This window comes from Streptomyces sp. NPDC002784 (genome assembly GCF_053592135.1).
Genome location: NZ_JBSFVD010000014.1, coordinates 1 through 25,443 on the forward strand (window position 1 = coordinate 1; position 25,443 = coordinate 25,443).

Genomic DNA, 25,443 nt, shown 5'->3' on the forward strand with positions numbered 1-25,443 from the left:
GCGGGGCTGAGGGGAGCCGAGCACGGATCCACCAGCGCTCCATACCGGCCGCACTCGCGGCCCGGGATTTCGTCGGGGTGGTCGCCTCTCGCCAAGGACCGCGACCACCCCGGCACTTCGCACGCGTCAACGTCCCATCGACTTCCTGGAGTTCATCCATGACCGAGCGCGTTTTCGTCTCCGAGACCTCCGGCCCGATCGTCCTGGGTATCTCGCTGCCGGTCGGCAGCATCCGCGTCCAGGTGCTCGACAGCCTGACCGCCGCTCGCGTGGTCCTGCGCACCGACGACGCCACGGGGCCGGCGGCCGACGCCGTCAACCGCGCACGCAGCACGCAGAACGGGCAGGCGTTCGGCATCGAGGTGCCGGAGATGCCCGACAACGTGATGGTGCAGAGCCGTCGGGGCAACCGCATCGTGCAGAACGTCGGCACGGTCTACGGCTCGGTGACGGGCATGACCATCATCAACGGCCGCGTCGTCTCCGGCGGCATGAGCGGCATGCAGACCGTCCGCCCGATCGAGGCCACGGTGTGCCTGCCCCCGCACTCCTCCCTCGCGGTCGTCTCGCAGTCCGCCGATGCCGAGGTCTTCGGCTACGTCGACCGGATGGAGTTCCGTTCCGTCTCCGGCGACCTGGACGCCGATGGCGTGCGGGAGCTCCGAGCCAACACCACCTCCGGCGACATCCACGCCGGCCGCGTCACCGACCAGATCACCGCACAGTCGGTCTCCGGTGACATCGACATCGACCTGTACGACGGCCACGCCGCCACCCTGGGCACCACCTCTGGGGACATCGAGGTGCAGGCCACCAACGGCGCGTCCGGGCACGTCAGCGCCAACAGCGTCTCCGGTGACGTCCGCCTGTCCGGTGCCCGGCACCTGAGCGTGTCCGCCAACACCGTCTCCGGCCGCGTCCGCAACGGCTGAACCATCGCCCGACCCTTCCACCTCGACTAGGAGTCGCCCCGATGGCTGCTGCCGTCTTCGCCGCCGTGTTCATCGCCCTGTACGTCGCCCACAGCGTGGGTGACCATTGGGTGCAGACCTCGCACCAGTCCGCGCACAAGGGCCGTCCCGGCTGGGTCGGCCGCCTCGCGGACGCCCGGCACGTCGTCACCCTGACCGCCACCAAGATCGCCGTCCTGCTGCCGGTCGCCTGGCTGCTGGACCTGCACCTGTCCGCGCTCGGCACCGTGGCCGGCCTCGCCATCGACGCGGCCTCGCACTGGTGGGCCGACCGGCGCACCACGCTCGCGTGGCTGGCCAAGGTGACCGGCAAGGGCGAGTTCTACCGGCTCGGTGCCCCGCGCGCCGGCCACGACGACAACCCGCACATCGGTACCGGCGCCTACGCGCTTGACCAGTCCTTCCACCACCTGTGGCTGCTGGTCGCCGCGCTCATCATCGCCGCGGCCTAGCCGCGCCGCACCTCCGGCCCATACCTGCGGGCCGGTTCTCGTCTTCCCGGGGCGGTCGCCTCTCGCCAAGGACCGCGACCGCCCCGGCATCCCTTCGATGTCAGGAGTTCCGTCATGCGTAGCTACATCGGCAACCACCAGGTCGTGAACCAGACCGAGTTCGAAGAGCTGGCGTTCGGCTTCGACGAGCGGCCGGCCGGTCTTGACGTCGACCTGTTCCGCGGCCCCCTCCGGCCCGAGACGGCCGACGAACGGCAGGCCCGCGAGGACGCGGCCCGCGACATCCTCGCCGACCTGCGCGCGATGGGCGAGGACGGCGACGAGATCGCCGCCTGGGACGCCCTGTACGCCGACGCCCTCACCCACACCGTGCCCCTCCTGCGCTCCGTCGACCGCGCCGGCCGTTCCGGCGGGACGGGGGAAGCGGCATGAACACCCCCCAGACCCGCAAGCCGTTGACCAAGACCCAAAAGGTCGTCCTGACTGCCGCGTTCGTCCCCATGCTGCTCACCGGTGTGGCCGGCGGCATCGGCACGTTCAGCAACATCGGTCACGCCTACGGCGAGGGCACCGCGCTCGGTGCGGTCGCGGCCGGCGAGGGCGCGACCGCCGTTCTCGGGCTGGTCCTGTTGGGGCTGACCATGCTGGGACAGTCCTCGCCGCGGCCCATCCGCGTCGGGCTGTGGGCGTTGCCCGCCGCTGCCTCGGTCATGGCCGCGATGGCGGGACCCGACGCCGGCCGGACGGTCATCTACGCCGTGACCCCGATGGGCATGTGCGTGTCGGCCGAGGGCATGGCGTTCCTCGCACGGCGCATCGTCGTCCACACCGACGGCCGCGACGCGGAAACCGAGCGCAAGGCCGCCGCGATCGTGCAGGCTCTCGCCTACCACCGCGCCCGCGCTGCCAACCACCCCGACGAGAAGATCCGGGGCCGGTCGGAGCGCAAGTCGTGGCGCCTCGCCCGCAAGGTCGGCGTCGGTGACGTGGCGCTCGGATCGAGGCTGCTGGACGTCCAGCGCGATCGGGTCACGGACGGTGCAGACGCCGCCCTGTCGGCCATGTTCGCCGGGATCGAAAATGCGGAGGAATCTACCGAGACCAAGAGGAATCGGTCTACGGCTGACCTGCCGGAATCGACCCCAGCACCGATCGCCCTGACGCGTCTGCCGATGCCCGATCCGGTGGCGGTCGACTACGTCAAGTCGACTCTCCCCCTCAAACCCGTACCGGCCATCGCTGCACCGATCGACCCGGCGCCGATCGAGTCGACCGAGCGGCGGGCGGTGGCGGCCGATTCCCCCCGACCCCGACGGGCGACCGGCCGACTTCCCGAGGTGGCCCGATCGCCCCGACCCAAGCGCACGCCCGATCAGTTGCTTGCTGAGGCACGGACCGCGACGGCCGATTGGCAGGACGCGCAGATCACTGCCGAGGGCATCCGCCGCACCATCCGCACCTCGCCGGCGAACGCCCGGACGCTGCGGGACACGATCCTTGCCGAGCGCTCTAAGGCCGCGTGATGGCGGGGGCGTTCGGCAAGTGCTTCGACCCGAACGGCACCAGGTTCGGCGTCCCCACCTACCCGTGGCGGTACGCCCCCGACGGCCTCGCGACCCGCCGTCAACTCCGTGCCCGTGGCTTACGGCCCGGTGGCCAGCCGATCGCGGCTCAGGTGCTGCGTCCGCGCTACCGGCGCGGCCCACTGGTCGCCTACCTCTACCGCGTCGACCGCGCCAAGCCGGTGCGACCGATGACCGCGCGCAAGTGGGCCGCGCTCGCCAAGGCCAACCTGGCGCGCCGCACTTGCCCGGCCTGCCGCGCGGACGCCGGATACGTCATCCCGACCTCGCTCGGTATGTGCGTGCCCTGCGCCTACCCCGAGGAACGGCGCGCTGCCTGAACCATCCGAACCCCGGGTCCGGCCGCCCACCTTCCATAGCAAGCCGGCCGGACCCTTCGACTCCCGAAGGAGCCCGTACATCGTGACGGAAAACCCTGCATTCCCGCCCCCGGACGAGCCGGAGGGCACCGACGAGCGGACGGCCGCCGTGCTGCCGTTCCCCCTCAAGAAGGACACCACCCCGTCCGCCACGCCCGGCGAGGGCGAGGCCAAGCCGGGCGAGTGGGAGGCCGAACTCCCCGACGACGCCGACGACCCCGAGGGCGACGGCCTGACCGAGGGCGCCCCGGTCGACCCGCCGCGCGAGGCCTACCCGCCCTCGGTCAGTGAGTGGATGGAGGCCAAGGACAAGTCCCGCATGCCGGTCCTGCCGGACTGGGTCAAGCTTCCCGACCAGCGCAAGGCCGTCCGCAAGTGGGCCGTCCGCCACTACTCCACAGTGATCGGCTACCACGCCGTTCGCCTGCCGTGCATCTACACGCCCAAGGTGCTGTTCTACTCGCCGCGCGGGGCATGGCGCTGGTCGGCCGCGATCGGCCGGTGGGTGTTCGACGCGGAAGGCAAGTCCCTGCGCCTCGCCTCGGTGGCCAACGAGGACGCGACCGAGTACCTGAAGCTCTCGCGGCAGCGCAACGACCGCGTGAGGCTGCGGGGCATCGTCGCCACGATCGCCGGGTTTATCGGCCTCGCTGCCGCCCTGACCTTGTACGTCATGGCTCCGTCGTGGCTGTTGCTGCTGTCTATCGCCGCCCTGACGACCACGCTCGGGGCGGTCGGGGCGCCGGCGGACCGGCCGCTGATCGACATGGCCAAGGTGACGTTCCGCAAGCGCAAGTTGTCCTCGGACATCGTCATCCGCGCTCACGACGCGTCCGGACTGACCACCAAGGATCAGTCCATTGCCTTCCCGCGGCCGATCGGCAGGGACGGCGACGGATGGCGGGTGGTCGTCGACCTGCCGTACGGCAAGACGTTCGAGGACGCCGTCAAGGCACACGCGCGCCTCGCCTCCGGCATGGACATCGCCCCGACTCAACTCTTACTCGACAAGGACGAGACGAGCGGACGGCGCGTGTCGTACTGGATCGCCGACCGTGACCCGCTCGCCGTCCCCTCCGGCAAGACCCCACTTCTTGGGGCCACCAGGGTGGACTTCTGGAAGCCGTTCCCGTGGGGCGTGGACGAGCGGGGCAACCCGGTCATGGCCACCATGCTGTGGCTGTCCCTGCTGGTCGGCGCCGTCCCCAGGCAGGGCAAGACGTTCTCCGCCCGCACCATCGCCCTGGCTGCCGCGCTGGACCCGTACGTCCGGTTGTACGTGTTCGACGGCAAGGCATCGCCGGACTGGCGCAAGTTCACCAAGGTCGCCCACCGCATCGGGTTCGGCATCGTCCCGAAGAACGGGTTCGACCCGGTGGTGCACCTGCTGACCTCGCTGCGGGAGTTGAAGGCAGACGTCGAAGACCGCTACCACCGGCTCTCGGAACTGCCGCTGCACATCTGCCCCGAGGGCAAGCTCACTCCGGAGATCAGCCGGGACAAGAAGCTGAACATGCCCCTGACCCTGTTCGTGGTCGACGAGGTGCAGGAGTACTTGACCCACCCCGAGCACGGCAAGGAGATCCTGTCTCTGCTGGTCTACCTCGCCCGGGTCGCCCCGGCGGTGGGCGTGTCGGTCATGACGTCCACGCAGAAGCCGGACGACAAGGCCTGCCCCTCCGAGCTGCGTGACCAGCACCAGGCCCGGTTCGCCCTGCGGGTCGGCGCCTATCAGGTCTCTGACGTCATCCTCGGTGCGGGTTCGTACTCCGAGGGCTTGGACGCGTCCAAGCTGCTCAAGTCGCACAAGGGCGTGGGCCTGCTCAAGGGCATGTCGGACGACTCCGGCATCGTGCGGACCTACCTCGCCGACGGCCGCGACGCCGAACGCATCCTGACCAGGGCTGCCGCGCTGCGGGAGGCCGAGGGCACGCTGACCGGCGACGCGGCCGGCGAGGCTCCGGCCCCGGAGGTGTCCGCGACGATCCTGGACGACGTGGCGGCCGTGCTCGGCAAGGGCGAGGCCAAGGTGTGGTCCGAGACCATCGTCGACCGCCTCGCCGACCTGCGCCCCGAGGTCTACGGCGCGTGGGCCGAGCTGGACGCCAAGCCCAAGGCGGAAGCGCTCACGGCAGCGCTCAAGCCGTTCGGTGTGGCCACCGACCAGATCGGCCGCCGCATCGACGGCAAGACGGTCAACAAGCGCGGCATCAAGCGCGACGACCTCGCCGCCGCGATTACGCAGCGCAACGAAAAGCGGGCCGCCGGATAGCCCCGAAAGGTCGCTAACGCTAGCGGTAACCGTCGCTAGCGTTAGCGACCCTGCTAGCGACCAAAACTGCGTCTGATCAGGTAGCTAGCGGCTAGCGGCCGACCTGCGGAAACCCTCAAAACCCCGCCTGAGAGGCCCCCTGATGAGCCTTCCCCTCCTCGCTATCGCCTGCCTACTAATCGTCACGCTCGGTTACAGCGCCAAGTGCTGGCTGAGCCCCTTCGGCGACTGCCGCAAGTGCTCCGGCATGGGCCACGCCCTCAAGGCCGACCGCAAGGGACGACTCAAGCGCGGCAAGGACTGCCGCCGCTGCCACGCCACCGGCAAGCGCATACGCGTCGGCCGCTGGATCTACAACCGCGCCGCGCGCACCTACCGCGTCGGCACCCGCTGACCCACCCCGGAGGACCCATGGTCATCACCATCCCGCTCGTGCTCCTGCTCGCTGGTGGCCTCGCCCTGCTGCTGCGCTTCAAGGCGCTCGGCTTCGGCGCGGCCGTCATCGCCGCGCTCTTCGGCTTCTACCTCGCAGCCACCGACACGAGCGACACCGTCAACCAGCTCGTCACCGCCGTGACCGGCGCCCTCGCCGACATCGGCCGCTAGAAGGGAGACCAGGACGTGAACGAACCCACCACGCCTTACGACTGGAACCGCCCCGCCGCGCACGAGGTGGCGGCCGTGGAGGTTCATCACCCCACGCCGCTTGCCCCGGTACCGCACGCCGCGCCGCTCGTGCCCGTGCAGCCGGGCAGCATCCCGGCCGTGGCGAGCGTCGTCCTGCCGGACGGCCGCGTCGTCACCGGCTACGCCATCGAGCCCGCCAAGCCCGAGCCGGTCGCGACCAAGCCGGCCGTCTCGCGTACGGCGGTGAACATCGCCCTCGGGGGCATCGGGTTCGGCGCCGTGTGCGGCGGCCTGGTCCTGCTGACCACGTTCATCGCCGCGCTCGCCGCGCTGGTCCACCAGCTCATCATCCTCGCCGCCGTCATCTTCGGAGGCTGGATCGCCGTGCAGGTCTTCAGCGCGAGCGGCCACAGCGGCGGCAACACCTTCCACATCCGCAAGGCTGTGTTCAAGCGCAACCACTTCAACGGCTGAGGGGGCACGGCTTGCGCTTCTACCTGACCACCCACAAGCGCCACTGGGTCCGGCTGACCAGCGTGCCGCTGTTCCTGAAGTCCGAGCACTTCGTGAACGCGGTCAAGCTGGATGAGGCGCGCGGTCCGTACGCGGTGGACTCTGGCGGGTTCTCGGAGCTCCAGCGCCACGGCTGTTGGACGCGCACCCCGCGCCAGTACATCGAGGACCTGCGCCGCATCTGGGAATGTGTCGGCCCGTACGACTGGGCTGCCCCGCAGGACTGGATGTGTGAGGACCTCATCATCCACGGCGGCACGGCCGGACCGAACGTCTTCGTCGGCACCCACCTCAGCGTGCCGGAGCACATACGCCGCACCGTCGCCAACTTCCTGGAACTGCGCTCCCTTGCCCCGGAGTTGCGCATAGCCCCTGTCCTTCAGGGGCGGACGGTCGCGGACTACGAGTGGTGCGCGGAGTTGTACGAGCGAGCCGGGGTCGACCTGACCCGCGAGCCCACGGTCGGTCTCGGCTCGGTCTGCCGGTTGCAGTCCACCCGTGAGGGCGCGGCGATCGTGACCGCGATGGCCGCGCGGGGGCTGAAGCTGCACGGGTTCGGCTTCAAAACGCTGGGACTGGAACGGGTTGGCCACCTGCTCGCATCGGCCGATTCCGCCGCGTGGAGCTATCACGCCCGTCGCAGACCCCCGTTGCCTGGCCACACCCACAAGAACTGTGCCAACTGCATCGACTATGCGATGCGTTGGCGAACTCGCGTCCTGGCCAGCCTGCCGCCCTGGCAACAGCCCTTCCTCGACGCAGCCTGACGAAAGGAAGCCATGTTCGAGATCCGCATCATCTGTGACCCGGCCGACACCGACCGCGTCACCACCGCACTGAGCGGCACGTTCGCCACCGGCACCACGCGCACGTACCCGACCCGCGACGGTGAGCGCACCCGCCTGTACATCACGGCCGACCACCACCCCGAGCCCCGACCGTGGCCGACGCCGGAAGAGGCGTACGCCCTCGCCCCGAGCATCATCAGCGAAATCGGCTGGACGGCCCGCACCCTGGCCACCACCGAGTGCTTCACGGAGATGGATCGGGACTACTACCTGCGCAAAGCCGCACTGCTCGATCGCATCGCCCTGCTGGACGAGCCTGACGAACCGCACGGCGACGCCACCGAGACCGCAGAAGCCGCCGCCCTGTATCTGCTCGACATGGACCGCGCGACGACTCATGCGGCCAAGAACCCCCGCGGCTACGTCCGCCAGGAATACGCCCACTGGGCCAGGCACCACTAGCTATGGCTGGGGCGGTCGCCTCTCGCCAAAGACCGCGACCGCCCCGGTTCTCCGTCCCTTCGACAGAACAGGAGACCCCCAGCATGACCCAACCCAACCCCATCAGGCGAGACCACCAGCGCGCCGCGCTGGACCTCGCCGCGACGGGCGTGCCGGTGCTGCCCCTGCGGGAGGGCAAGGTGCCGTTCGGGAACTGCCGCGCGTGCACCAAGAACGCATGTGGCGGACGGCCGAACATGAAGAGCGCGGGACCCTGCCAGTGCCCCGGCGTCTGCCACGCATGGGCCGCAGCCACAGCCGACCCTGGCGTCATCACCTCGCCGGCATGGACGGCGGCATGGCGTCAGGCCGTCGCCGTTGCCTACCACCCCGGCGAGGCTGGGCTGACCGTGGTGGACCTCGACACCCCGGCGGCCGTCGCGTGGGCACGCGAGACCCTGCCCGCGACCCGGACCGTGCCGACAACGCGCGGTGAGCACTGGATCTACCGGGGCGCCATGCGGTCGCACAACGCGGTCCGGGCGGGTGTCGACATCAAGTCGCTCATGTCCTACGCCCGTTGGCTCGGTCCCGGTTCCGGCCGCATGGCCGACCTGCCGTCGGCCGTCCGCGACCTGGTCGTGAAGGAAGAGACCACCCCCTCGCGCCGGGAGGTGGTCTCTTCTCTCTCCGGCCGCGCCACGTGGGACCGGACGGTCGCCACCGGATGCCGCCACACCGAGCGGTACGTATGCACCGGCCTTGAACGTGGCCTCGCCAAGGTGCGCTCGCACACCGAATCGGGTGCGGGATCACAGGCGTTCGGGGTGGCCCGGTTCCTCGCTGCCCAGCACGCGCACTGCCCTGGCCCGTGCGGACTGGACGCCATGGGCGAAGAGATCGTGGCCGCCGCCGTCTCCGTCGGCGTCCCTGAGCCCTACGCGCGCCGCGCGGTCGCCAACGGCTTTGAGACGGCCTCGGAGCGTGCGGCATGAACAAACCATCCCGAACCCCCGTAAACAGCCCGCAGGACGCCGCACAGCCCCCGCCACGGGCGGCCGTAGGCGGCCGAAGGGTCGCCGCCCGTCAGGGCGTCCTTTCAGCTCTTCGTCCTGACCCGCGGCCGAACGCCTCCGGAGGGAGGACAGCCTCATGACCACACAGCCTGTGGACAGCCCCGACCTGTGGGCCGGACTGCCCACCCTCGACGAACCCCCCGCCCCCGTGTGGGAGGACCCCGTACCGCTCGCCGGACCCCGCACGCTCGCCCCCTTCCCCGTGGGCGCGCTGCCGGGGTGGCTGCGGGAGTTCGTGGCCGCGGTCGCCGAGGAGACACAGACCCCCGTCGACCTCGCCGGATGCATCGCCCTGTCGGTGCTCGCCACGGCGGCCGGCGGCCGGTCGGTGGTGCAGGTGCGCGGGCACTGGCGCGAGCCCACCAACCTCTACGTCGTCGTCTCGCTGCCGCCTGCCAACCGGAAGTCCGCCGTGTTCGGCCTGCTCACGGATCCGCTGTACGAGGCCGAACAGCAACTGCGCACGCTCGTCCAACCGGCCATCGTGGAAGCCGAGATGACCGCGCGTCTCGCCAAGGAGGCGGCCGACAAGGCCACGGCCAAGGCGGCATCCGCGAGCGCGGACGAGCGTGACGAGATGGTGGCCACGGCGATCGCGCTGGCGCAGACCGCGGACAGCGTCACCGTGCCGGCCAAACCGCAGTTGCTCGCCGACGACACCACCGCCGAGACGGTCACCTCACGCATGGCGGAGCAGGGCGGCCGGATCGCCGTCATGTCCGCCGAGGGCGACATCTTCGACATCATCGCCGGACGCTACTCAGGCAAGCCCAACATGGGCGTCTTCCTCAAAGGCCACGCCGGCGACCGCCTCAAGGTCGACCGGCAGACCCGCGAGGAATACATCGAGCACCCCGCCCTCACCATGGGCTTGTGTGTCCAGCCGCAGGTCTTGGACGACATCGGAAAGCAGGACGGGTTCAAGGGCCGCGGTCTGCTCGGCAGGTTCCTCTACTCGGTTCCCGAGTCGCTGGTCGGCCGCCGCAAGATCGACCCCGACCCCATCCCCGAGCAGGTGATGGAGACCTACCGGCGCCACGTCCTCGACCTGACGTTGTTCCTTGCCGAGTGGACCGACCCCGCCGTCATCCAACTCACCCCCGAAGCCGTCACCGCCCTGAAAGCCTTTCAGGCGCGGGTGGAACCGATGCTGGAAGCCCGCGGCGGCATCATGGGGCAGATCGGCGACTGGGGCGGCAAGTTGGTCGGCGCCACCGCGCGCATGGCCGCCCTGCTCCACCTCGCCGAACACCTCACCAAGGGGCACACGGTGCCCGTGGCGGAAGCGACCATGCGCGACGCGATCGCCCTGGCCGAGTACTTCATCAGCCACAGCCTCGCCGCGTTCGACTCCATGGGCGCCGACCGCATCACCGAGCGAGCCCGCACCGTCCTGGAAGCGCTGCGCAACCACGGGTGGCGCGAGGTCAGCAAGCGGGACCTGATGGTCAAGCTCTCCCGTTCCGAGTTCCGCACGGCCAACGACCTTGATCCGGTGCTGGCGCTGCTGGAAGACCACGGTTACGTGCGCGCCCAAGCCGTCCAGCGCACCGGAGGACGCGGCCGGCCGCCCTCTCCCCGCTACCTCGTCCACCCCCGCCTGACCGACCAGACCGCCTGACCCCGCCCACAGAAACCACAGAATCACAGAAATCCCCCGGCAGGCCCCTGACCAGCACAGACAGCCGCGTCAGGGGCTTGCGGAGCGCTGCCACAGAAACGAACCGAGAAGCCACAGAAATAGTCCGACACCGGCCGCGCCAGTCCGGCCGCCTATTTCTGTGGAAGTTCCGGCGATTTCTGTGGCAGCCCGCACCGCGCGGCATCACCGCAGGTCAGCCCGCCAATCCAGGGTTTCTGTGTATTTCGTGGTTTCTGTGGCGGCATCCCGGCAGGAGACGCCATGACTCTCGCCCTCCCGGAGCGATCCACGTCCGTCGAACCCATCTTCTACAAGGTCTCGGACGCCGAGCGCGTCCTGAGGCTGAGCCGAACCGTGATCTACGGCCTGATACGCACCGGCCGCCTCCGCACCGTCAAGGAGGGGCGTGCCCGGCTCATCCCCGCATCCGCCATCCACGAGTACGCCGCGCTGTTGGAGCGCGAGGCAGGAGAGAAGAAGTGAGCAAGCGCCGCAGTAGGGGAGACGGTGGCCTCCACTGGGATGACAAGCGCCAACGCTGGATCGCCACGGCCAGTCTCGGCTTCGACGCGAGCGGCAAGCGGATCGTGAAGCGAGCGAGCGGCAAGACCAAGACCGCTGCCAAGGACAAGCTGAAGGAAGTGCTCCGGGACTACGAGGACGGTCTTGCCATCGCGCCGACGGGCTACACCGTCAAGGACGCGGTGACCGACTGGCTCGCGTACGGGCTCAACGGTCGGGACGCCATGACGGTCACGACGAACACGATCCTGTGCAACACCCACGTCATCCCGGCACTGGGGGCGAGGAAACTCCGCGACCTCAGCGCCGACGACGTGGACAAGTGGCTTGCCGAAAAGGCGAAGGTGCTGAGCACCCGTTCCCTGGAAGCGATCCGCTCGTGCCTGAACCGCGCGGTCAAGCGCGCCATGGCGCGAGACAAGGTGAAGCGCAACGTCGTGGAACTTTGCTCGGTCCCCGCCGGCCGCCCTGGTCGGCCGTCGAAGTCCCTGACGCTCGCACAGGCGGAAGGCGTGTTGGTCGCTGCGGAAGACTCCCCGCTGTACGCGTACATCGTGGTGTCGTTGCTCACGGGCGGCCGTACGGAAGAGATCCGTCCCTTGCGGTGGGATCACGTCGACCTCGATGGCGACCCGGACGCGAACCCCGAGATCCCGCCGCACATCGCCGTATGGCGCTCGGTCCGCAGCACTGGGGACACGAAGACCAGGAAGTCGCGCCGGACGCTGGCGCTGCCCGGCCGTGCCATCGACGCGCTCAGGATCCAGTGGGAGCGTCAGGGCTGGCAGCGGCTCGCGGCCGGCGACAAGTGGCAGGAGAACGGACTCGTCTTCACGTCGGCCGTCGGCACGCAGCTCGACTCAGCGAACGTGCGGCGAGAGTTCCGTAAGGCCATCAAGGGTGTCGACGGGATCGTCCCGGAGGAGTGGACGCCGCGGGAGCTCCGGCAGAGCTTCGTGTCGATCCTGTCGGACAAGGGGATCCCGCTTGAGGAGATCTCCAGGTTGGTCGGCCACTCCAGTACGGCCGTCACCGAAGAGGTCTACCGGAAGCAGATCCGCCCGGTGATCCAGACCGGAGCGACCGCCATGGACGGCATCTTTGGAGCCGTTCCGAAGCGGTAGTCACGCAGTTAGTCACTCACAACAAATCAGGCCCGGTGCTGATCTCTCAGCACCGGGCCTGACCTGGTGTTTCTCTGTCGGGGTGGCGGGATTTGAACCCACGACCTCTTCGTCCCGAACGAAGCGCGCTGCCAAGCTGCGCTACACCCCGATGTCCCCGCTCGACGCGGTGACGTCGTTTACTTTAGCCCACCGGTGGCTGGAGACGAAATCCGGTTTTGGCGCGGTGGTGGGCCCGGTGGCGGACCGGGTTGGGGCGGGTGTGGTCCAGGACGACCAGGACGACGGCCAGGGCGTAGATGGACAGGCCGATCAGGAGGGCGTTGCCCAGGACGCTCTTGTAGCCGTGCTGGCCCACGTCGAGGAAGGGGTAGAGGTAGCGGGCCGGGGTGCCGGGCGGGAGCAGTTCGGCTCGGGCGAGGGAGAAGGTCAGGTAGGTCAGGGGGTAGAGGAGCCAGGCCGCCGCCTGGCGCAGGTGCAGGCTGCCCGGCGCCGTCAGCAGGAGCCAGTCCAGGGCCGCCGCGACCGGGGTGATCGTGTGCAGGACGAGATTCGTCACCGCGTGCCAGCCCGTCGGCGGTGCCGTGTCTCCCGTCATCGAGAACGGGCTCGACGCGTTCGCCAGGAGCAGGTGGTACACGAGGCCCGTCGTGGCCACGTACAGTAGGGCCGCGCCCGTCAGGCCCGACGCCAGGGGGCGGCGGGCCGCCCATGCCCGGCGTGCCGCCGGCACCATGACCAGCGCCAGCAGGATGTTGCTCTGGATCGTGAAGTAGCTCAGCACCCGCAGCGGGTTGCCGAGGACCAGGTCGATCGTCACCGCCCCGGCCGCCAGCAGGGCGATCAGCAGGCGGAACGCGGCGGCCAGGCGGCGGCGTACGGGCTCCACCACGGCCGTGGCGGGAACGGGCGAGGGCAGGAACCCGGGAATGCCCGGGATCGCGGGCAGGTCCGGGATGTCCCTGGGTATGGGGGCGGTCATGCCCCTCACGCTAAGCAAATGGGGCAAAACGGGCCATGCGGGCGGTCCGTGCGGGTTACGCAGACGACAGACGCGGCTTCCCCCTTACCGCCGCGCCTCCACCAGCGTCAGCAGCGTCGCCTCCGGCGGGCACGCGAAGCGGAACGGGGTGTAGCGGTTGGCCCCGCAGCCCGCCGAGACGTGCAGGTATGCCTTACGGCCGTCCGCCGTATGCGTCGAGAGGCCCTTCACCCGGTCGGTGTCCAGGTCGCAGTTGGTGACCAGGGCGCCGTAGAAGGGGATGCAGAGCTGGCCGCCGTGCGTGTGGCCGGCCAGGACCAGGGGATAGCCGTCCGCCGTGAAGGCGTCCAGGACGCGGAGGTACGGCGCGTGCACCACGGCCATCGAGAAGTCCGCCGTACCCGACGGGCCGCCCGCGACCTCGGCGTACCGGTCCCGCTTGATGTGCGGGTCGTCGAGCCCCGTCAGCTCCACCGACTCGCCGTCGACCTTCAGGGCGCCGCGCGTGTTGGTCAGGTTCACCCAGCCCGCCGTGTCGAAGCCGTCCCGCAGGTCCTCCCACGGATTGTGGAGCGCGCCGACGGCCGGCGGGTTGCCGTTCAGACCGTGCTTGCCCTGCGCCTTCTCGATCAGGTAGAGGGCGGGATTACGGAGCTTGGGGCCGTAGTAGTCGTTGGAGCCGAAGACGTACGCGCCCGGGAACTCCATCAGCGGGCCCAGCGCGTCCAGGACCTCCGGTACGCCCTCGGGGTCCGAGAGGTTGTCGCCGGTGTTGATCACGAAGTCGGGGCGCAGGCCCGCCAGCGAGCGCAGCCAGCGCTGCTTCTTGCGCTGTCCGCTCACCATGTGGATGTCGGAGACCTGCAGCACGCGCAGGGGACGCATACCGGCGGGGAGGACGGGGACCGTCACCCGCCGCAGGCGGAAGGAGCGGGCCTCGAAACCTGCCGAATACAACAGACCGGCAGCGCCGGCCGCCGCCATTCCCAGGGGTACTCCGTATCGCGCGCGCATACCTCCATCGTGTCAGATCGTCCCAACTCCCGTTCCCGGCCGCCCCTCCGGGGACCGCCGGGGCCGCCCCGCAAGGGACCGCCGGGGAAATCGAGGGGCTTTCTCCCGCCCGTACCTGCGACAATCGACGTCATGACCACGCTCAAGTCGAAGCTGCAGGATGACCTCAACGCCGCGATCAAGGAGCGCGACGAGCTCCGCTCCTCGACGCTCCGGCTGACGCTCGCCGCGATCACCAAGGAGGAGGTCGCGGGCAAGCAGAAGCGCGAGCTGTCCGACGACGAGGTCCTCAAGGTGATCACCAAGGAGGCGAAGAAGCGCCGCGAGGCCGCGGACGCCTTCGCCCAGGGTGGCCGTGCCGAGTCGGCCGAGCGGGAGAAGGCGGAGGGCGAGGTGCTCGCCGCGTACCTGCCCCAGCAGCTCAGCGACGAGGAGCTGGAGCGGATCGTCACCGAGGCCGTCGACGAGGCCAGGGCGGCCGGTGCGGAGGGCCCGCGGGCCATGGGCGCGGTCATGAAGATCGTGAACCCGAAGGTGGCGGGTCAGGCGGAGGGCGGCCGCGTCGCCGCGGCCGTGAAGAAGCTCCTCACGGGCTGACCGGCCCCGAGGACAGACAGACCTACGGCCCCTTCCCCTCCGTAGCGGACCTCCCTAGCGGACCTCCCTAGCGGACCTCCGCAGAGGACCTCCGTAGAGGGAAAGGGGCCGTAGTCGTCCCGCTCAGCTCAGTCCCGGCTGGGCTCAGTCCCGGCCGCCGTTGCCGTTCCCGTTCGTCTGCCCCTGGAAGAAGTCCTCCGGGATGGAGAACGACGGCGTCGGTACGGTCGTACCGCCGTCCGTGCCGGTGCTCGTGCCGCCATCGGTGCCGGTGGTCGTGCCGCCGTCGACGATCCCGCCGAACAGGCCGCCGTTGCCGTTGCCGTTGTTGCCGTTCTCGTCGCCATTGCCGTTGTCGTTGTCACCGTCGCCGCCACGGTCACCACCGTCGCCGTCACCGCGGTCCCGGTCACCCGTGTCGCTGCTCGGGATGTCGACGAGGCTGAACTCGGGGGCCTCCCTGCCCTCCAGCGCGCCGGCCATCATGTCGCGCCAGATCGGGCCGGGCACCTGGCCACCGAAGACCTTGGCGTGCCAGACGCCGCCGATGGTGATGTTCTGCATCTTCCGCTTGTGCGCGGGGTCGCCGACCCACACCGCACCGGCCATGTTCGGGGTGTAGCCCACGAACCAGGCCGCGAACCGCTCGTCCGTCGTACCCGTCTTACCGGCGCTGGCGCGGCCGGCGCCGAGGCCCGCCTGCTGGCCCGTACCGTCCTCGACCACGCCCCGCAGCAGGGTGTTGATGGTGTCGGCGGTCTTCTCCGACATCGCGCGCGAGCAGGTCGACTTCGGGACCTCCAGCGACCTGTCCTTGCCGCCGACGCTCTGGGTGATGGACTCGATGGCGACCGGCGTGCAGTACATCCCGCGCGAGGCGAAGGTGGCGTAGCCGTTCGCCATGGTCAGCGGGGACATCTCCTGGGTGCCGAGGGCGATGGAGGGGGCCTGCGCCATCTTGCCGCCGTCCGCGCGCTCGACGCCCATCTTCTCGGCCATCTCCGTCACCGGGCAGATCCCGATGTCGCTGATCAGCTCGACGTAGTAGGTGTTGACCGACTTCGCGGTCGCTTCCCGCATGTCGTACGGGCCGACCTCGGACTCGTTCTCGTTCTCCAGCGGGACGCCCTTTTCGTCCCAGGTCCCGCCCTCGCAGGTCGACACCGGGGTCGGGTAGTCCATCTGGTACGGCGACCCGTACACCTTGTTCGGCGGCATCCCGCCCTCGATCGCCGCCGCGGCCACGATCGGCTTGAACGTCGAACCGGGCTGGTAGCCCGCGCCGCCGCCCATCGCCGCGTCGACCGAGAGGTTGATCTGGGTCTCGTTCTTGCCGAAGCCGTACGGACGGGACTGGCCCATGGCGAGGATCTTGCCGGTGCCGGGCTCGACGATGGTCGCCGCGGTCGCCACGTCGTCGCTCTGGTTGACGTGGTCCTTGACCGACTGCTGGACCGACTCCTGGGCCTGCGGGTCGAGGGTGGTCCGGACGGTCAGACCGCCCTGGTTCCAGATCTTGGCCCGGGCCTCCTTGGTCTTGCCGAAGACCGGGTCGCTCAGGAAGGCCGCGCGGACGTAGTCGCAGAAGAAGCCGGCGCCCTTGACGGCGGTGATGCAGCCGTTCTTCGGCTTGCTGACCTCCAGGCCCAGCGGCTTGTCCTTGGCCTCGTCGGCCTCCGCCTGGGAGATGTCGCCGACCTCGGCCATGCGCTGGAGCACGGTGTTGCGCCGCTTGGTGGCCTCGGCCTCGTCGTTGACGGGGTCGTAGCGCGAGGGCGACTGGACGATGCCGGCGAGGAGCGCGGCCTCCTGGAGCTCCAGGTCCTTCGCGGGCTTGGAGAAGTACCGCTGGGCGGCGGCCTCGACGCCGTAGGCCTGCTGGCCGAAGAACGTGATGTTCAGGTAGTTCTCGAGGATCTTCTTCTTGCCCAGCTCCTCCTCGACCTGGATCGCGTACTTCAGTTCGCGGATCTTGCGGCCGAGGGTCTGCTGGGTGGCCTCGGCGACCTTCGTGGGGTCGTCGCCGGCCTCCTCCACGAAGACGTTCTTCACGTACTGCTGGGTGAGCGTGGAGGCGCCCTCGGCGACCCCGCCGCTCTGCGCGTTGCGGTTCAGGGCGCGCAGGATGCCCTTCAGGTCGACCGCGCCGTGCTGGTAGAAGCGGGCGTCCTCGATCGCGACGATCGCCTTCTGCATGTACGGCGAGATGTCCTTGAGGTCGACCACCGTGCGGTCACGCGAGTAGACCGTGGCGAGCGTGCCGCCCTTGGCGTCGAGGAGCGTGGTGCGCTGACTCAGCGGCGGCGTCTTGAGGTTGGCGGGGAGCTCGTCGAAACTCTCGACCGAGCCCTTGGCGGCCAGCCCCAGCGCCCCGACCGCGGGCAGGGCGATGCCTGCCAGGACGGCTCCCGAGAGCACACTGACACCGAGGAACTTGGCGGCCTGCTCCGTTGGCGACAGACCACCGCCCGAGCGCTTCTTTGGCATAGGGGCAGCCTACGTTCTCATTCGCCGGACACGCGTATATGCCTTGGCCTAAGCTGCTCTCAACTGTCACAGCAGTAGGTCCACGTATCAATACGTCCGGCGACCCCGAATCGTTCCGGTCGGCCATCAGTTTTCTGATGGGGGCGTGTCCGAATCCGCCTTGTGTGTCACCTGGCGCCCGTTGTGACTCAACTGAACTGTCCCGCTTTGCCGGGATGATCACGCATGTCACCAGCTCACTCCCCCGGGTGATCTGCCGCTTACCCATAGTCCGTTCGGACCATTCAAGATTGGGCCCGCTGGGGGTGTTGCGCTGTGCCCACCTTCCGTAACGTCCTCAACTGGCGGCGGTGAATATGCCGCTGCCGCCGTGGGGGAGCCTCGATTCGGGAGAGGACGGCGCCGGTATGGGCTGGGTAACCGACTGGAGTGCGCAGGCGGCCTGCCGCACTACCGATCCGGATGAACTGTTTGTTCAGGGAGCAGCGCAGAACAGGGCCAAGGCGGTGTGCACCGGGTGTCCGGTACGCACCGAATGCCTGGCCGATGCGCTCGACAATCGCGTCGAGTTCGGCGTATGGGGAGGCATGACGGAGCGGGAGCGCCGCGCACTGCTGCGCAGGCGGCCCACCGTCACCTCGTGGCGCCGGCTGCTGGAGACGGCTCGTACGGAGTACGAGCGCGGGGCGGGCATCCTGCCCCTCGACGATGACGAGGTGTACGAGAACTACGCGGCGGTGAGCTGACGGCTCAGGTCGGTCAGGCCCCGGGGTTGGGCAGCTCCGGTCGGCCGGCCGCCAGCCGGTTTCCGATGTCGCGCAGTCCCGCGAGGTCATGCACGTCGCCGGGCAGCGCGGCCACTTCGGCCACCGCCACCTCGGGGTGGAGCGCGGCGAAGCGATCCCGTGTGCGCTGCTCACGGGAGAGCAGGTGCATACGGTCCGCGTGCAGCTTCAACAGGCCGGCGGTGAGCTGGTCGGTGGAGTACACATCCTGGCCTGCCGTGGCCGTGTCCATGGCGGCGGGGGAGCCTTCCTCGGCGGCCTCGGATGCGGGAGATTCTGAACTGCCGTACGTGTCGGGAGAGTTACGAAGTCCAGCTTTCCCGCCCTCCTGATCGACAATGCGGGCCTCCTCAAGATTTTCCGCGGCGGCGAGCGCCCGCTCGGCGGACAGCCGGTCGGCGCCGCTGCCGTGGACACGGTTGAGCACCAGACCCGCGAGCGGCATGTCCTCGGCGGCCAGCCGTTCCACGAAGTACGCGGCCTCCCGCAGCGCGTCCCGCTCCGGCGCCGCGACCACCAGGAACGCCGTCCCGGGCGCCTGGAGCAGCTTGTACGTCGCGTCCGCGCGGGTACGGAAGCCGCCGAACATGGAGTCCATCGCGGCCACGAACGTCTGGACGTCCTTCAGCAGCTGACCCCCCAGCAGCTTGCCGAGGGCGCCGGTCATCATCGACATGCCGACGTTCAGGAACTTCATGCCCGCGCGCCCGCCCACCTTGGCGGGGGCGAGCAGCACCCGGATCAGCTTGCCGTCGAGGAACGAGCCGAGCCGCTTGGGCGCGTCCAGGAAGTCCAGCGCGGAGCGGGAGGGCGGCGTGTCGACGACGATGAGGTCCCACTCGTCCTTCGCCCGCAGCTGGCCCAGCTTCTCCATCGCCATGTACTCCTGCGTGCCCGCGAAGCCCGCCGAGAGCGACTGGTAGAACGGGTTGCCCAGGATCGCGGCGGCCCGCTCGGGGTCTGCGTGCGCCTCGACGATCTCGTCGAAGGTGCGCTTCATGTCGAGCATCATCGCGTGCAGTTCGCCGCTCGCGGAGTCGTCGAGGCCCTTCACCCGGCGCGGGGTGTTGTCGAGCGAGTCGATGCCCATGGACTGGGCGAGCCGGCGCGCGGGGTCGATGGTGAGCACCACGACCTTCCGGCCGCGCTCGGCGGCCCGCAGGCCGAGCGCCGCCGCGGTGGTGGTCTTGCCGACGCCGCCGGAGCCGCAGCACACGATGATGCGGGTCCCGGGGTCGTCCAGCAGCGGATCCACCTCCAGGGTGCGGGCGGGGGCGAGGTGGTGATGGGCGCCTGTCTGGGCTTCCGGGCTCATGTCATCCCCTGCTCTCGCAGCTCGGTGGCCAGTTCGTACAGCCCTGCCAGGTCCATACCCTCGGAGAGCAGCGGCAGTTCGTGCAGCGGCAGGCCCAGTTCGCCGAGGACGGCCCGCTGCTCGTGCTCCAGGGTGAAGCGCTCGGCGTACTCCTCGGCCTGCCGCAGCAGCGGGTCCACCAGCCGCTCCGCGTGTCCGCCGCGCCGCGCCCCGCCGAGTCCGGCCGCCGACAGGGACTGCGCGATGGCCGTACGGGGTGTGCCGCGTACGAGTTCCAGCTCGGCCGCGTCCAACACCTGGGGCCGCACCATGTTCACGATGACCCGGCCCACCGGCAGCCGCGCCGCGCGGAGTTCGGCGATGCCGTCCGCGGTCTCCTGGACCGGCATCTCCTCCAGCAGCGTCACCAGGTGCACGGCCGTCTCGGACGACTTCAGCACGCGCATGACCGCCTGCGCCTGATTGTGTATGGGGCCGATCTTGGCGAGGCCCGCGACCTCGTCGTTGACGTTCAGGAAGCGGGTGACGCGGCCGGTGGGCGGGGCGTCCATGACGACGTAGTCGTACGCGAACCGCCCGCTCTTGTCCTTTCGCCGTACGGCCTCACAGGCCTTGCCCGTCAGCAGGACGTCCCGCAGTCCCGGGGCGACGGTGGTGGCGAAGTCGATGGCGCCGAGCTTCTTGAGCGCTCTGCCCGCGCTGCCCATCTTGTAGAACATCTGGAGGTAGTCCAGAAGGGCCAGTTCGGGGTCGATGGCCAGGGCATACACCTCCCCGCCCCCTGGAGCGACGGCGATCTTCCGCTCCTCATAGGGCAGCGCCTCAGTCTCGAAGAGCTGAGCGATGCCTTGCCTGCCCTCCACCTCGACGAGAAGCGTCCGCTTCCCCTCGGTGGCGAGGGCGAGGGCTAGCGCGGCGGCGACCGTGGTCTTTCCGGTCCCGCCCTTGCCGCTGACGACCTGGAGCCTGCTCACGTATTCGAGCCTAACCAGTCGGCCGCCGGATCACTCCGGAGGCTGTGGACAACGTGTGCGCGGGGGCCGATACGGCAGCGGCTAAAGTCGGCCACATGACCAAGTGGGAATACGTAACCGTGCCGCTGCTCGTCCATGCCACGAAGCAGATTCTGGACACCTGGGGCGAGGACGGCTGGGAGCTCGTCCAGGTCGTGCCCGGGCCGAACAACCCGGAGCAGCTGGTGGCCTACCTGAAGCGGGAGAAGCGCGCGTGAGCGCGGTCGAGGCGAAGCTCGCGGAACTGGGTCTGACCCTGCCGGAGGTCGTCCCTCCGCTCGCCGCGTACCAGCCGGCGGTGCAGTCGGGCGTGTACATCTACACCGCCGGTCAGCTCCCCATGGTGGAGGGCAAGCTTCCGGTCACCGGCAAGGTGGGCGCGGAGGTCACGCCGGAGGAGGCCAAGGAACTGGCCCGCATCTGCGCCCTCAACGCCCTCGCCGCGGTCAAGTCGGTCGCCGGTGACCTGGACCGGATCGCGCGCGTGGTGAAGGTCGTGGGCTTCGTCGCCTCGGCCGCCGACTTCACGGGCCAGCCCGCGGTCCTCAACGGCGCGAGCGAACTCCTGGGCGAGGTCCTGGGCGACAAGGGCGTCCACGCCCGCAGCGCGGTCGGCGTCGCGGTCCTGCCGCTGGACGCGCCGGTGGAGGTCGAGATCCAGGTGGAACTGACACAGGCGTAACGGGCAGCGGCGGGCGGGGGCGGAGTCGGACCGGCTCTGCGAAGGCGGCCGACACTGCCTGCGCCCGCATCCCGCTGGGGTTGGGCGCCCGGCAGCAGCCGTCGTACGGATGCCGCTGTGGCGGTGCCCGCTCGGCAGCTGTCGTCGTACGGCTTGCGCGGCTGCGGGGCCTCGGGTTGCTGTACCCGCCGCTGCGCGTCGGCCAGCCTTGTCCGCCTAGCTGCGGGCCAGCCGTACCTGCCCGCCGCTGCGGGCAGTCGTGCCGCTGGGGCGGCACGGGTGGGCGCTGGGGGTCCCCCCTCTGGGGGAGGCACCCCGTCAGCGCCGGGCCGCGCGTCCCACCCCGCGGTCACCTCCACGCAGCGGCACACGGTCAGCGCCGGACCGCGTCCCACCCGGCAGTCATCCCACGCCGCGGCGCCTCTCAGCGCGCCCCCCCCTTCCACCCCGCGGCACCCCCACGCGCGGGCAAGCGAAACCCGGCCCCCGCAACCCTCCACCGCTCTCACCCCAGGCACCTCTCGAACATCCGCGCGCCCCGAGATAGCCTCCGGACATGGCGAACGGTCAGTGGTACCCCCCGGAGTGGCCCGACCGCATCCGCGCGCTCGCGGAAGGCACCCTCACCCCCGTGCCCCCCAAGCGCGCGGCCACGGTCATGCTCCTGAAGGACACCGCCACCGGCACCCCCGCCGTCCACATGCTCCGCAGACGCGCCTCCATGGCCTTCGCCGGCGGCGCGTACGCCTACCCGGGCGGCGGCGTCGACCCCCGCGACGACGACCACCACGTCCGCTGGGCGGGCCCCACGCGCGCGTGGTGGGCGCAGCGGCTCGGCGTCGACGAGAGCAGCGCCCAGGCGATCGTCTGCGCGGCCGTACGCGAGACGTACGAGGAAGCAGGCGTCCTGCTCGCGGGCCCGACCCCCGACTCCGTCGTCGGCGACACCACAGGCGCCGACTGGGAGGCCGACCGCGCCGCCCTCGTCGCCCGCGACCTGTCCTTCGCCGAGTTCCTCGACCGCCGGGGCCTGGTCCTCCGCTCCGACCTGCTCGGCGCCTGGACCCGCTGGATCACCCCGGAGTTCGAGTCCCGCCGCTACGACACCTGGTTCTTCGTCGCCGCCCTCCCGGAGGGCCAGCGCACCCGCAACGCCTCCACGGAAGCCGACCGCACGGTGTGGATCCGGCCCCAGGAGGCCGCGGAGTCGTACGACAAGGGCGAGTTGCTGATGATGCCGCCCACCATCGCCACCCTGCGCCAGCTGGCCCCCTGCGCCACGGCCGCCGAGGCGCTCGCCGTCGCCCCCGCGCGGGACATGACGCCCGTCATCGCGCGTGCCCGCCTGGAGGACGGCGAGATCGTGCTGTCCTGGCCGGGCCACGACGAGTTCACCAAGCACATCCCGACCGAACCGACCGGTGGAGCCCCCGCATGACGGACGCACGCACTCTTCCCGGCCGGCCGCGTGGCGGGGTTCTCTCGGGCCCCGCCACCGCGCGCGCGGTGAACGTCCTCGCGCCCAACGCCTCCGCGATGACCCTGGACGGCACGAACACCTGGATCCTGTCCGAGCCCGACTCCGACCTCGCCGTCGTGATCGACCCCGGCCCGCTCGACGAGGGCCATCTGCGCAACGTCGTCGACACCGCCGAGCAGGCCGGCAAGCGCGTCGCCCTCACCCTGCTGACGCACGGTCACCCCGACCACGCCGAGGGCGCCGCCCGCTTCGCCGAGCTGACCGGCACCAAGGTCCGCGCCCTGGACCCGGCGCTGCGGCTCGGCGACGAAGGGCTCGCCGCCGGACAAGTGGTGCAGGTGGGAGGTCTGGAGCTGCGGGTCGTACCGACGCCCGGGCACACCGCCGACTCCCTGTGCTTCCATCTCCCGGCCGACCGGGCGGTCCTGACCGGCGACACCGTCCTGGGCCGCGGCACGACGGTCGTGGCGCACCCCGACGGCCGCCTCGGCGATTACCTGGACTCCCTGCGCCGCCTGCGCTCGCTCACGGTCGACGACGGCGTCCACACGGTCCTCCCCGGCCACGGGCCCGTCCTGGAGGACGCCCAGGGCGCCGTCGAGTACTACCTCGCCCACCGCGCCCACCGCCTCGCCCAGATCGAGACGGCGGTCGAGGACGGCTACCGGACGCCCGCGGAGGTCGTAGGCCATGTCTACGCGGATGTGGACCGCTCGCTGTGGCCGGCCGCGGAGCTGTCGGTGCGGGCGCAGCTGGACTACCTGAGCGAGCACGGCCTGATCTAGCCGGTTCGGCCGGTTCAGCCGGTTCAGCCGGTTCGACCGGTTCGACCGGTTCAGTCGGGGCGCGGCGTCTTCACGCCGTGCACGCGCGCGTACTCCTCGGCCAGCCAGGGACCCAGGTCGTCGACGTACGACCGCAGCACCGCCGGATCGCCGGTCGGCTCGTACCCAAGGACGGCCGCCGCACGCATCTGCGCCGCCCGCCGCGGGTAGTACGCGCCGAACGCCTCCGCCATCTCGCCCAGGTCGCTCGTCCAGCCGTTCCACCGCGGCATGACCAGCGTGAACCCGGTGCGCACGAGGTGGCGGGACATGAACCGTACGAGGGGCCTGCGCGCCTGGTCGGAGTCGGCGGCGCCCGCGATCCGCTCGCCCCAGCGGGGCAGCAGGAGCGCGAGGTCGCCGTTGGTCTCCCGGGCGAGCAGCGAGTCGGGCCGGTAGCGCGGCAGGTACTCGGCGAGATCCTCGCCCAGCAGTGGCGTGCACAGGCAGGCGAGGAACCAGCCCATGTCGTACCGCTCCGGCTCGCTCAGCACCCGCGCCCGGCCGTACAGCAGCGTGCCCACCCCGTCGATGCGCCGGAACTCCTTGTCGAGCCCCTCACCGAGCATCCGCGCGTCCTCGTGGTCCCCCTCGGCCGGCTCGGCGCGCAGCACCACCAGCAGGTCGAGATCACTGCGCCCCACGCGCGCGGTGCCGCGCGGAATCGACCCGTAGAGGTACGCGCTGTGCATCCGCGCCCCGAACACGTCGAGCAGCCGGTCCCGCGCGGCGGCGACGACCGGCCGGAAGTCGTGCGCGATCTGTCCGAGGGACCCCTCGCGCTCGATGTAGCCCTGGGAGTCGAGTCCGGGGCGCCGCACGGTTACAGCCATGGATCAACTGTGCCCCGGGAGCGGAGCCCGGGCAGCTCACTTTCGGCGCGGCACGGCGCGGCACGGCGCGGCACGGCGCGGCACGGCACGGCGCGGCGCGGGCCCGAGGGCCGGAGTACGACACAGGGCCCGCCCCATGAGGAGACGAGCCCTGAACTGAACAGCCGTACGGCCGAGACCAGCGTCAGCGCGACCGCTTCGCCAGGCGCTCGACGTCCAGCAGGATCACCGCGCGGGCCTCCAGGCGCAGCCAGCCGCGCTGGGCGAAGTCGGCGAGGGCCTTGTTGACCGTCTCGCGGGACGCGCCGACCAGCTGGGCCAGCTCCTCCTGCGTGAGGTCGTGGACGACGTGGATGCCCTCCTCGGACTGCACGCCGAAGCGGCGGGAGAGGTCCAGCAGCGCGCGGGCGACACGGCCGGGGACGTCCGAGAAGACGAGGTCGGACATCGCGTCGTTGGTGCGCCGCAGCCGGCGGGCGACGGCGCGCAGCAGCGCGGTGGCCACCTCGGGGCGGGCGTTCAGCCAGGGCTGGAGGTCGCCGTGGCCGAGACCCAGCAGCTTGACCTCGGTCAGCGCGGTGGCGGTCGCCGTACGCGGGCCCGGGTCGAACAGCGACAGCTCGCCGATGAGCTCACCGGGGCCGACGACGGCGAGCATGTTCTCGCGGCCGTCGGGGGAGGTGCGGTGGAGCTTGACCTTGCCCTCGGTGACGACGTAGAGCCGGTCACCGGGGTCGCCCTCGTGGAACAGGGAGTCACCGCGCGCGAGGGTCACCTCACTCATGGAGGCGCGGAGCTCCGCGGACTGCTCGTCATCGAGCGCCGCGAAGAGCGGGTTGCGCCGCAGAACGTCGTCCACGAGTTCTCTCCTTGTCGACCTGCTCAGGGGATCTTGTTCCCCCTTGGTACCAGGGGACCGTGTTCCCCGTTTTGCCGGACGGTCCAAACAGTGTGATCTGTCACAAGGATGCCGCACACGTGTCCCGGGGTAAGCGGCAGGGGTCCAATTGGGCGCCGATCTTCAGGGCTCGGGGCGGATGTCAGTGTCGGGCTCTAGGCTG

28 protein-coding genes and 1 tRNA gene are annotated in these 25,443 nt (G+C 70.3%); 21 read left to right on the forward strand and 8 right to left on the reverse strand.

Features of this window, described 5'->3' with window-relative positions:
• The first annotated feature begins 158 nt into the window (after positions 1-158).
• The 15 genes from ACWD1Z_RS23000 to ACWD1Z_RS23070 all read left to right on the forward strand — a co-directional run bounded on the left by ACWD1Z_RS23000 (position 159) and on the right by ACWD1Z_RS23070 (position 12,370).
• Positions 159-932, forward strand: a complete 774-nt coding sequence (locus ACWD1Z_RS23000; protein WP_451121336.1) for a DUF4097 family beta strand repeat-containing protein — start codon at positions 159-161, stop codon at positions 930-932.
• A 41-nt stretch (positions 933-973) separates the two neighbouring features.
• Entirely contained in the window at positions 974-1,423 is a 450-nt protein-coding gene (locus tag ACWD1Z_RS23005) for a transcriptional regulator (RefSeq protein WP_451121338.1), read from the forward strand.
• Between the two features lie 114 nt (positions 1,424-1,537).
• Complete coding sequence (locus tag ACWD1Z_RS23010; RefSeq protein ID WP_125528110.1) at positions 1,538-1,855, forward strand: hypothetical protein; 318 nt, start codon at positions 1,538-1,540, stop codon at positions 1,853-1,855.
• Positions 1,852-2,946: a conjugal transfer protein gene (locus tag ACWD1Z_RS23015; RefSeq protein ID WP_451121340.1), complete on the forward strand. Its 1,095-nt coding sequence runs from the start codon at positions 1,852-1,854 to the stop codon at positions 2,944-2,946. The genes ACWD1Z_RS23010 and ACWD1Z_RS23015 overlap by 4 nt, the downstream gene beginning before the upstream one ends.
• Entirely contained in the window at positions 2,946-3,326 is a 381-nt protein-coding gene (locus ACWD1Z_RS23020; RefSeq protein WP_451121342.1) for an RRQRL motif-containing zinc-binding protein, read from the forward strand. Before ACWD1Z_RS23015 ends, ACWD1Z_RS23020 begins: the two co-directional genes overlap by 1 nt.
• Positions 3,327-3,408: 82 nt before the next feature.
• The gene (locus ACWD1Z_RS23025) at positions 3,409-5,637 is read left to right on the forward strand and encodes a cell division protein FtsK (RefSeq protein WP_451121344.1); all 2,229 of its coding nucleotides are present in this window, start codon (positions 3,409-3,411) and stop codon (positions 5,635-5,637) included.
• Positions 5,638-5,779: 142 nt separating this feature from the next.
• Positions 5,780-6,031 carry a hypothetical protein gene (locus ACWD1Z_RS23030; protein ID WP_451121345.1) on the forward strand — a complete coding sequence of 84 codons (252 nt, stop codon included), beginning with the start codon at positions 5,780-5,782 and terminating at the stop codon, positions 6,029-6,031.
• Between the two features lie 17 nt (positions 6,032-6,048).
• Positions 6,049-6,243: a hypothetical protein gene (locus ACWD1Z_RS23035; protein WP_451121347.1), complete on the forward strand. Its 195-nt coding sequence runs from the start codon at positions 6,049-6,051 to the stop codon at positions 6,241-6,243.
• A 15-nt stretch (positions 6,244-6,258) separates the two neighbouring features.
• Positions 6,259-6,738, forward strand: a complete 480-nt coding sequence (locus ACWD1Z_RS23040; RefSeq protein WP_125528116.1) for a hypothetical protein — start codon at positions 6,259-6,261, stop codon at positions 6,736-6,738.
• 11 nt (positions 6,739-6,749) lie between these two features.
• Positions 6,750-7,544, forward strand: coding sequence for a deazapurine DNA modification protein DpdA family protein (locus tag ACWD1Z_RS23045; protein ID WP_451121349.1), 795 nt, complete (start codon positions 6,750-6,752; stop codon positions 7,542-7,544).
• A 12-nt stretch (positions 7,545-7,556) separates the two neighbouring features.
• Positions 7,557-8,027, forward strand: coding sequence for a hypothetical protein (locus ACWD1Z_RS23050; RefSeq protein WP_125528118.1), 471 nt, complete (start codon positions 7,557-7,559; stop codon positions 8,025-8,027).
• Between the two features lie 83 nt (positions 8,028-8,110).
• The gene (locus ACWD1Z_RS23055; RefSeq protein ID WP_451121351.1) at positions 8,111-9,001 is read left to right on the forward strand and encodes a bifunctional DNA primase/polymerase; all 891 of its coding nucleotides are present in this window, start codon (positions 8,111-8,113) and stop codon (positions 8,999-9,001) included.
• 157 nt (positions 9,002-9,158) lie between these two features.
• Positions 9,159-10,703, forward strand: a complete 1,545-nt coding sequence (locus ACWD1Z_RS23060; RefSeq protein ID WP_451121353.1) for a YfjI family protein — start codon at positions 9,159-9,161, stop codon at positions 10,701-10,703.
• A gap of 282 nt (positions 10,704-10,985) precedes the next feature.
• Entirely contained in the window at positions 10,986-11,207 is a 222-nt protein-coding gene (locus ACWD1Z_RS23065) for a helix-turn-helix domain-containing protein (protein WP_125527122.1), read from the forward strand.
• The gene (locus ACWD1Z_RS23070; RefSeq protein WP_451121354.1) at positions 11,204-12,370 is read left to right on the forward strand and encodes a site-specific integrase; all 1,167 of its coding nucleotides are present in this window, start codon (positions 11,204-11,206) and stop codon (positions 12,368-12,370) included. Before ACWD1Z_RS23065 ends, ACWD1Z_RS23070 begins: the two co-directional genes overlap by 4 nt.
• Before the next feature lie 77 nt (positions 12,371-12,447).
• Here ACWD1Z_RS23070 and ACWD1Z_RS23075 read toward each other — a convergent pair.
• From ACWD1Z_RS23075 to ACWD1Z_RS23085, 3 genes are all read right to left on the reverse strand, one after another.
• Positions 12,448-12,521: transfer RNA gene (locus ACWD1Z_RS23075), tRNA-Pro, on the reverse strand.
• 33 nt (positions 12,522-12,554) lie between these two features.
• Positions 12,555-13,352, reverse strand: a complete 798-nt coding sequence (locus ACWD1Z_RS23080) for a Pr6Pr family membrane protein (RefSeq protein ID WP_451121355.1) — start codon at positions 13,350-13,352, stop codon at positions 12,555-12,557.
• A gap of 84 nt (positions 13,353-13,436) precedes the next feature.
• Positions 13,437-14,366, reverse strand: a complete 930-nt coding sequence (locus ACWD1Z_RS23085) for a metallophosphoesterase (protein ID WP_451121356.1) — start codon at positions 14,364-14,366, stop codon at positions 13,437-13,439.
• Positions 14,367-14,498: 132 nt separating this feature from the next.
• On the opposite strand from ACWD1Z_RS23085, the gene ACWD1Z_RS23090 reads away from it, so the two are divergent.
• Positions 14,499-14,963: a GatB/YqeY domain-containing protein gene (locus ACWD1Z_RS23090; protein ID WP_451121357.1), complete on the forward strand. Its 465-nt coding sequence runs from the start codon at positions 14,499-14,501 to the stop codon at positions 14,961-14,963.
• Positions 14,964-15,107: 144 nt separating this feature from the next.
• Here ACWD1Z_RS23090 and ACWD1Z_RS23095 read toward each other — a convergent pair whose 3' ends face one another.
• Positions 15,108-17,450: a transglycosylase domain-containing protein gene (locus ACWD1Z_RS23095; RefSeq protein ID WP_451121358.1), complete on the reverse strand. Its 2,343-nt coding sequence runs from the start codon at positions 17,448-17,450 to the stop codon at positions 15,108-15,110.
• 407 nt (positions 17,451-17,857) lie between these two features.
• Between ACWD1Z_RS23095 and wblA the strand changes: the two genes are divergently transcribed.
• Positions 17,858-18,196, forward strand: coding sequence for a transcriptional regulator WblA (gene wblA / locus ACWD1Z_RS23100; RefSeq protein ID WP_067033339.1), 339 nt, complete (start codon positions 17,858-17,860; stop codon positions 18,194-18,196).
• A gap of 13 nt (positions 18,197-18,209) precedes the next feature.
• Here wblA and ACWD1Z_RS23105 read toward each other — a convergent pair whose 3' ends face one another.
• Both ACWD1Z_RS23105 and ACWD1Z_RS23110 read right to left on the reverse strand, forming a co-directional pair.
• Positions 18,210-19,550 (reverse strand): ArsA family ATPase, encoded by a 1,341-nt coding sequence (locus tag ACWD1Z_RS23105; RefSeq protein ID WP_451121360.1) that lies wholly within the window; start codon positions 19,548-19,550, stop codon positions 18,210-18,212.
• The gene (locus ACWD1Z_RS23110) at positions 19,547-20,524 is read right to left on the reverse strand and encodes an ArsA family ATPase (RefSeq protein WP_451121361.1); all 978 of its coding nucleotides are present in this window, start codon (positions 20,522-20,524) and stop codon (positions 19,547-19,549) included. Before ACWD1Z_RS23110 ends, ACWD1Z_RS23105 begins: the two co-directional genes overlap by 4 nt.
• Positions 20,525-20,619: 95 nt before the next feature.
• Between ACWD1Z_RS23110 and ACWD1Z_RS23115 the strand changes: the two genes are divergently transcribed.
• The 4 genes from ACWD1Z_RS23115 to ACWD1Z_RS23130 all read left to right on the forward strand — a co-directional run bounded on the left by ACWD1Z_RS23115 (position 20,620) and on the right by ACWD1Z_RS23130 (position 23,510).
• Positions 20,620-20,781 (forward strand): DUF4177 domain-containing protein, encoded by a 162-nt coding sequence (locus ACWD1Z_RS23115; protein WP_389416831.1) that lies wholly within the window; start codon positions 20,620-20,622, stop codon positions 20,779-20,781.
• The gene (locus ACWD1Z_RS23120) at positions 20,778-21,245 is read left to right on the forward strand and encodes a RidA family protein (protein ID WP_451121363.1); all 468 of its coding nucleotides are present in this window, start codon (positions 20,778-20,780) and stop codon (positions 21,243-21,245) included. Before ACWD1Z_RS23115 ends, ACWD1Z_RS23120 begins: the two co-directional genes overlap by 4 nt.
• Before the next feature lie 556 nt (positions 21,246-21,801).
• Positions 21,802-22,683, forward strand: coding sequence for an NUDIX hydrolase (locus ACWD1Z_RS23125; RefSeq protein ID WP_451121365.1), 882 nt, complete (start codon positions 21,802-21,804; stop codon positions 22,681-22,683).
• Positions 22,680-23,510 carry an MBL fold metallo-hydrolase gene (locus tag ACWD1Z_RS23130; RefSeq protein WP_451121366.1) on the forward strand — a complete coding sequence of 277 codons (831 nt, stop codon included), beginning with the start codon at positions 22,680-22,682 and terminating at the stop codon, positions 23,508-23,510. Before ACWD1Z_RS23125 ends, ACWD1Z_RS23130 begins: the two co-directional genes overlap by 4 nt.
• Positions 23,511-23,560: 50 nt before the next feature.
• Here the strand turns inward: ACWD1Z_RS23130 and ACWD1Z_RS23135 are convergent, their stop codons facing one another.
• Positions 23,561-24,382: a nucleotidyltransferase domain-containing protein gene (locus tag ACWD1Z_RS23135; protein ID WP_451121368.1), complete on the reverse strand. Its 822-nt coding sequence runs from the start codon at positions 24,380-24,382 to the stop codon at positions 23,561-23,563.
• Positions 24,383-24,566: 184 nt separating this feature from the next.
• Positions 24,567-25,241 carry a Crp/Fnr family transcriptional regulator gene (locus ACWD1Z_RS23140; protein ID WP_015658871.1) on the reverse strand — a complete coding sequence of 225 codons (675 nt, stop codon included), beginning with the start codon at positions 25,239-25,241 and terminating at the stop codon, positions 24,567-24,569.
• Positions 25,242-25,443: the final 202 nt, after the last annotated feature.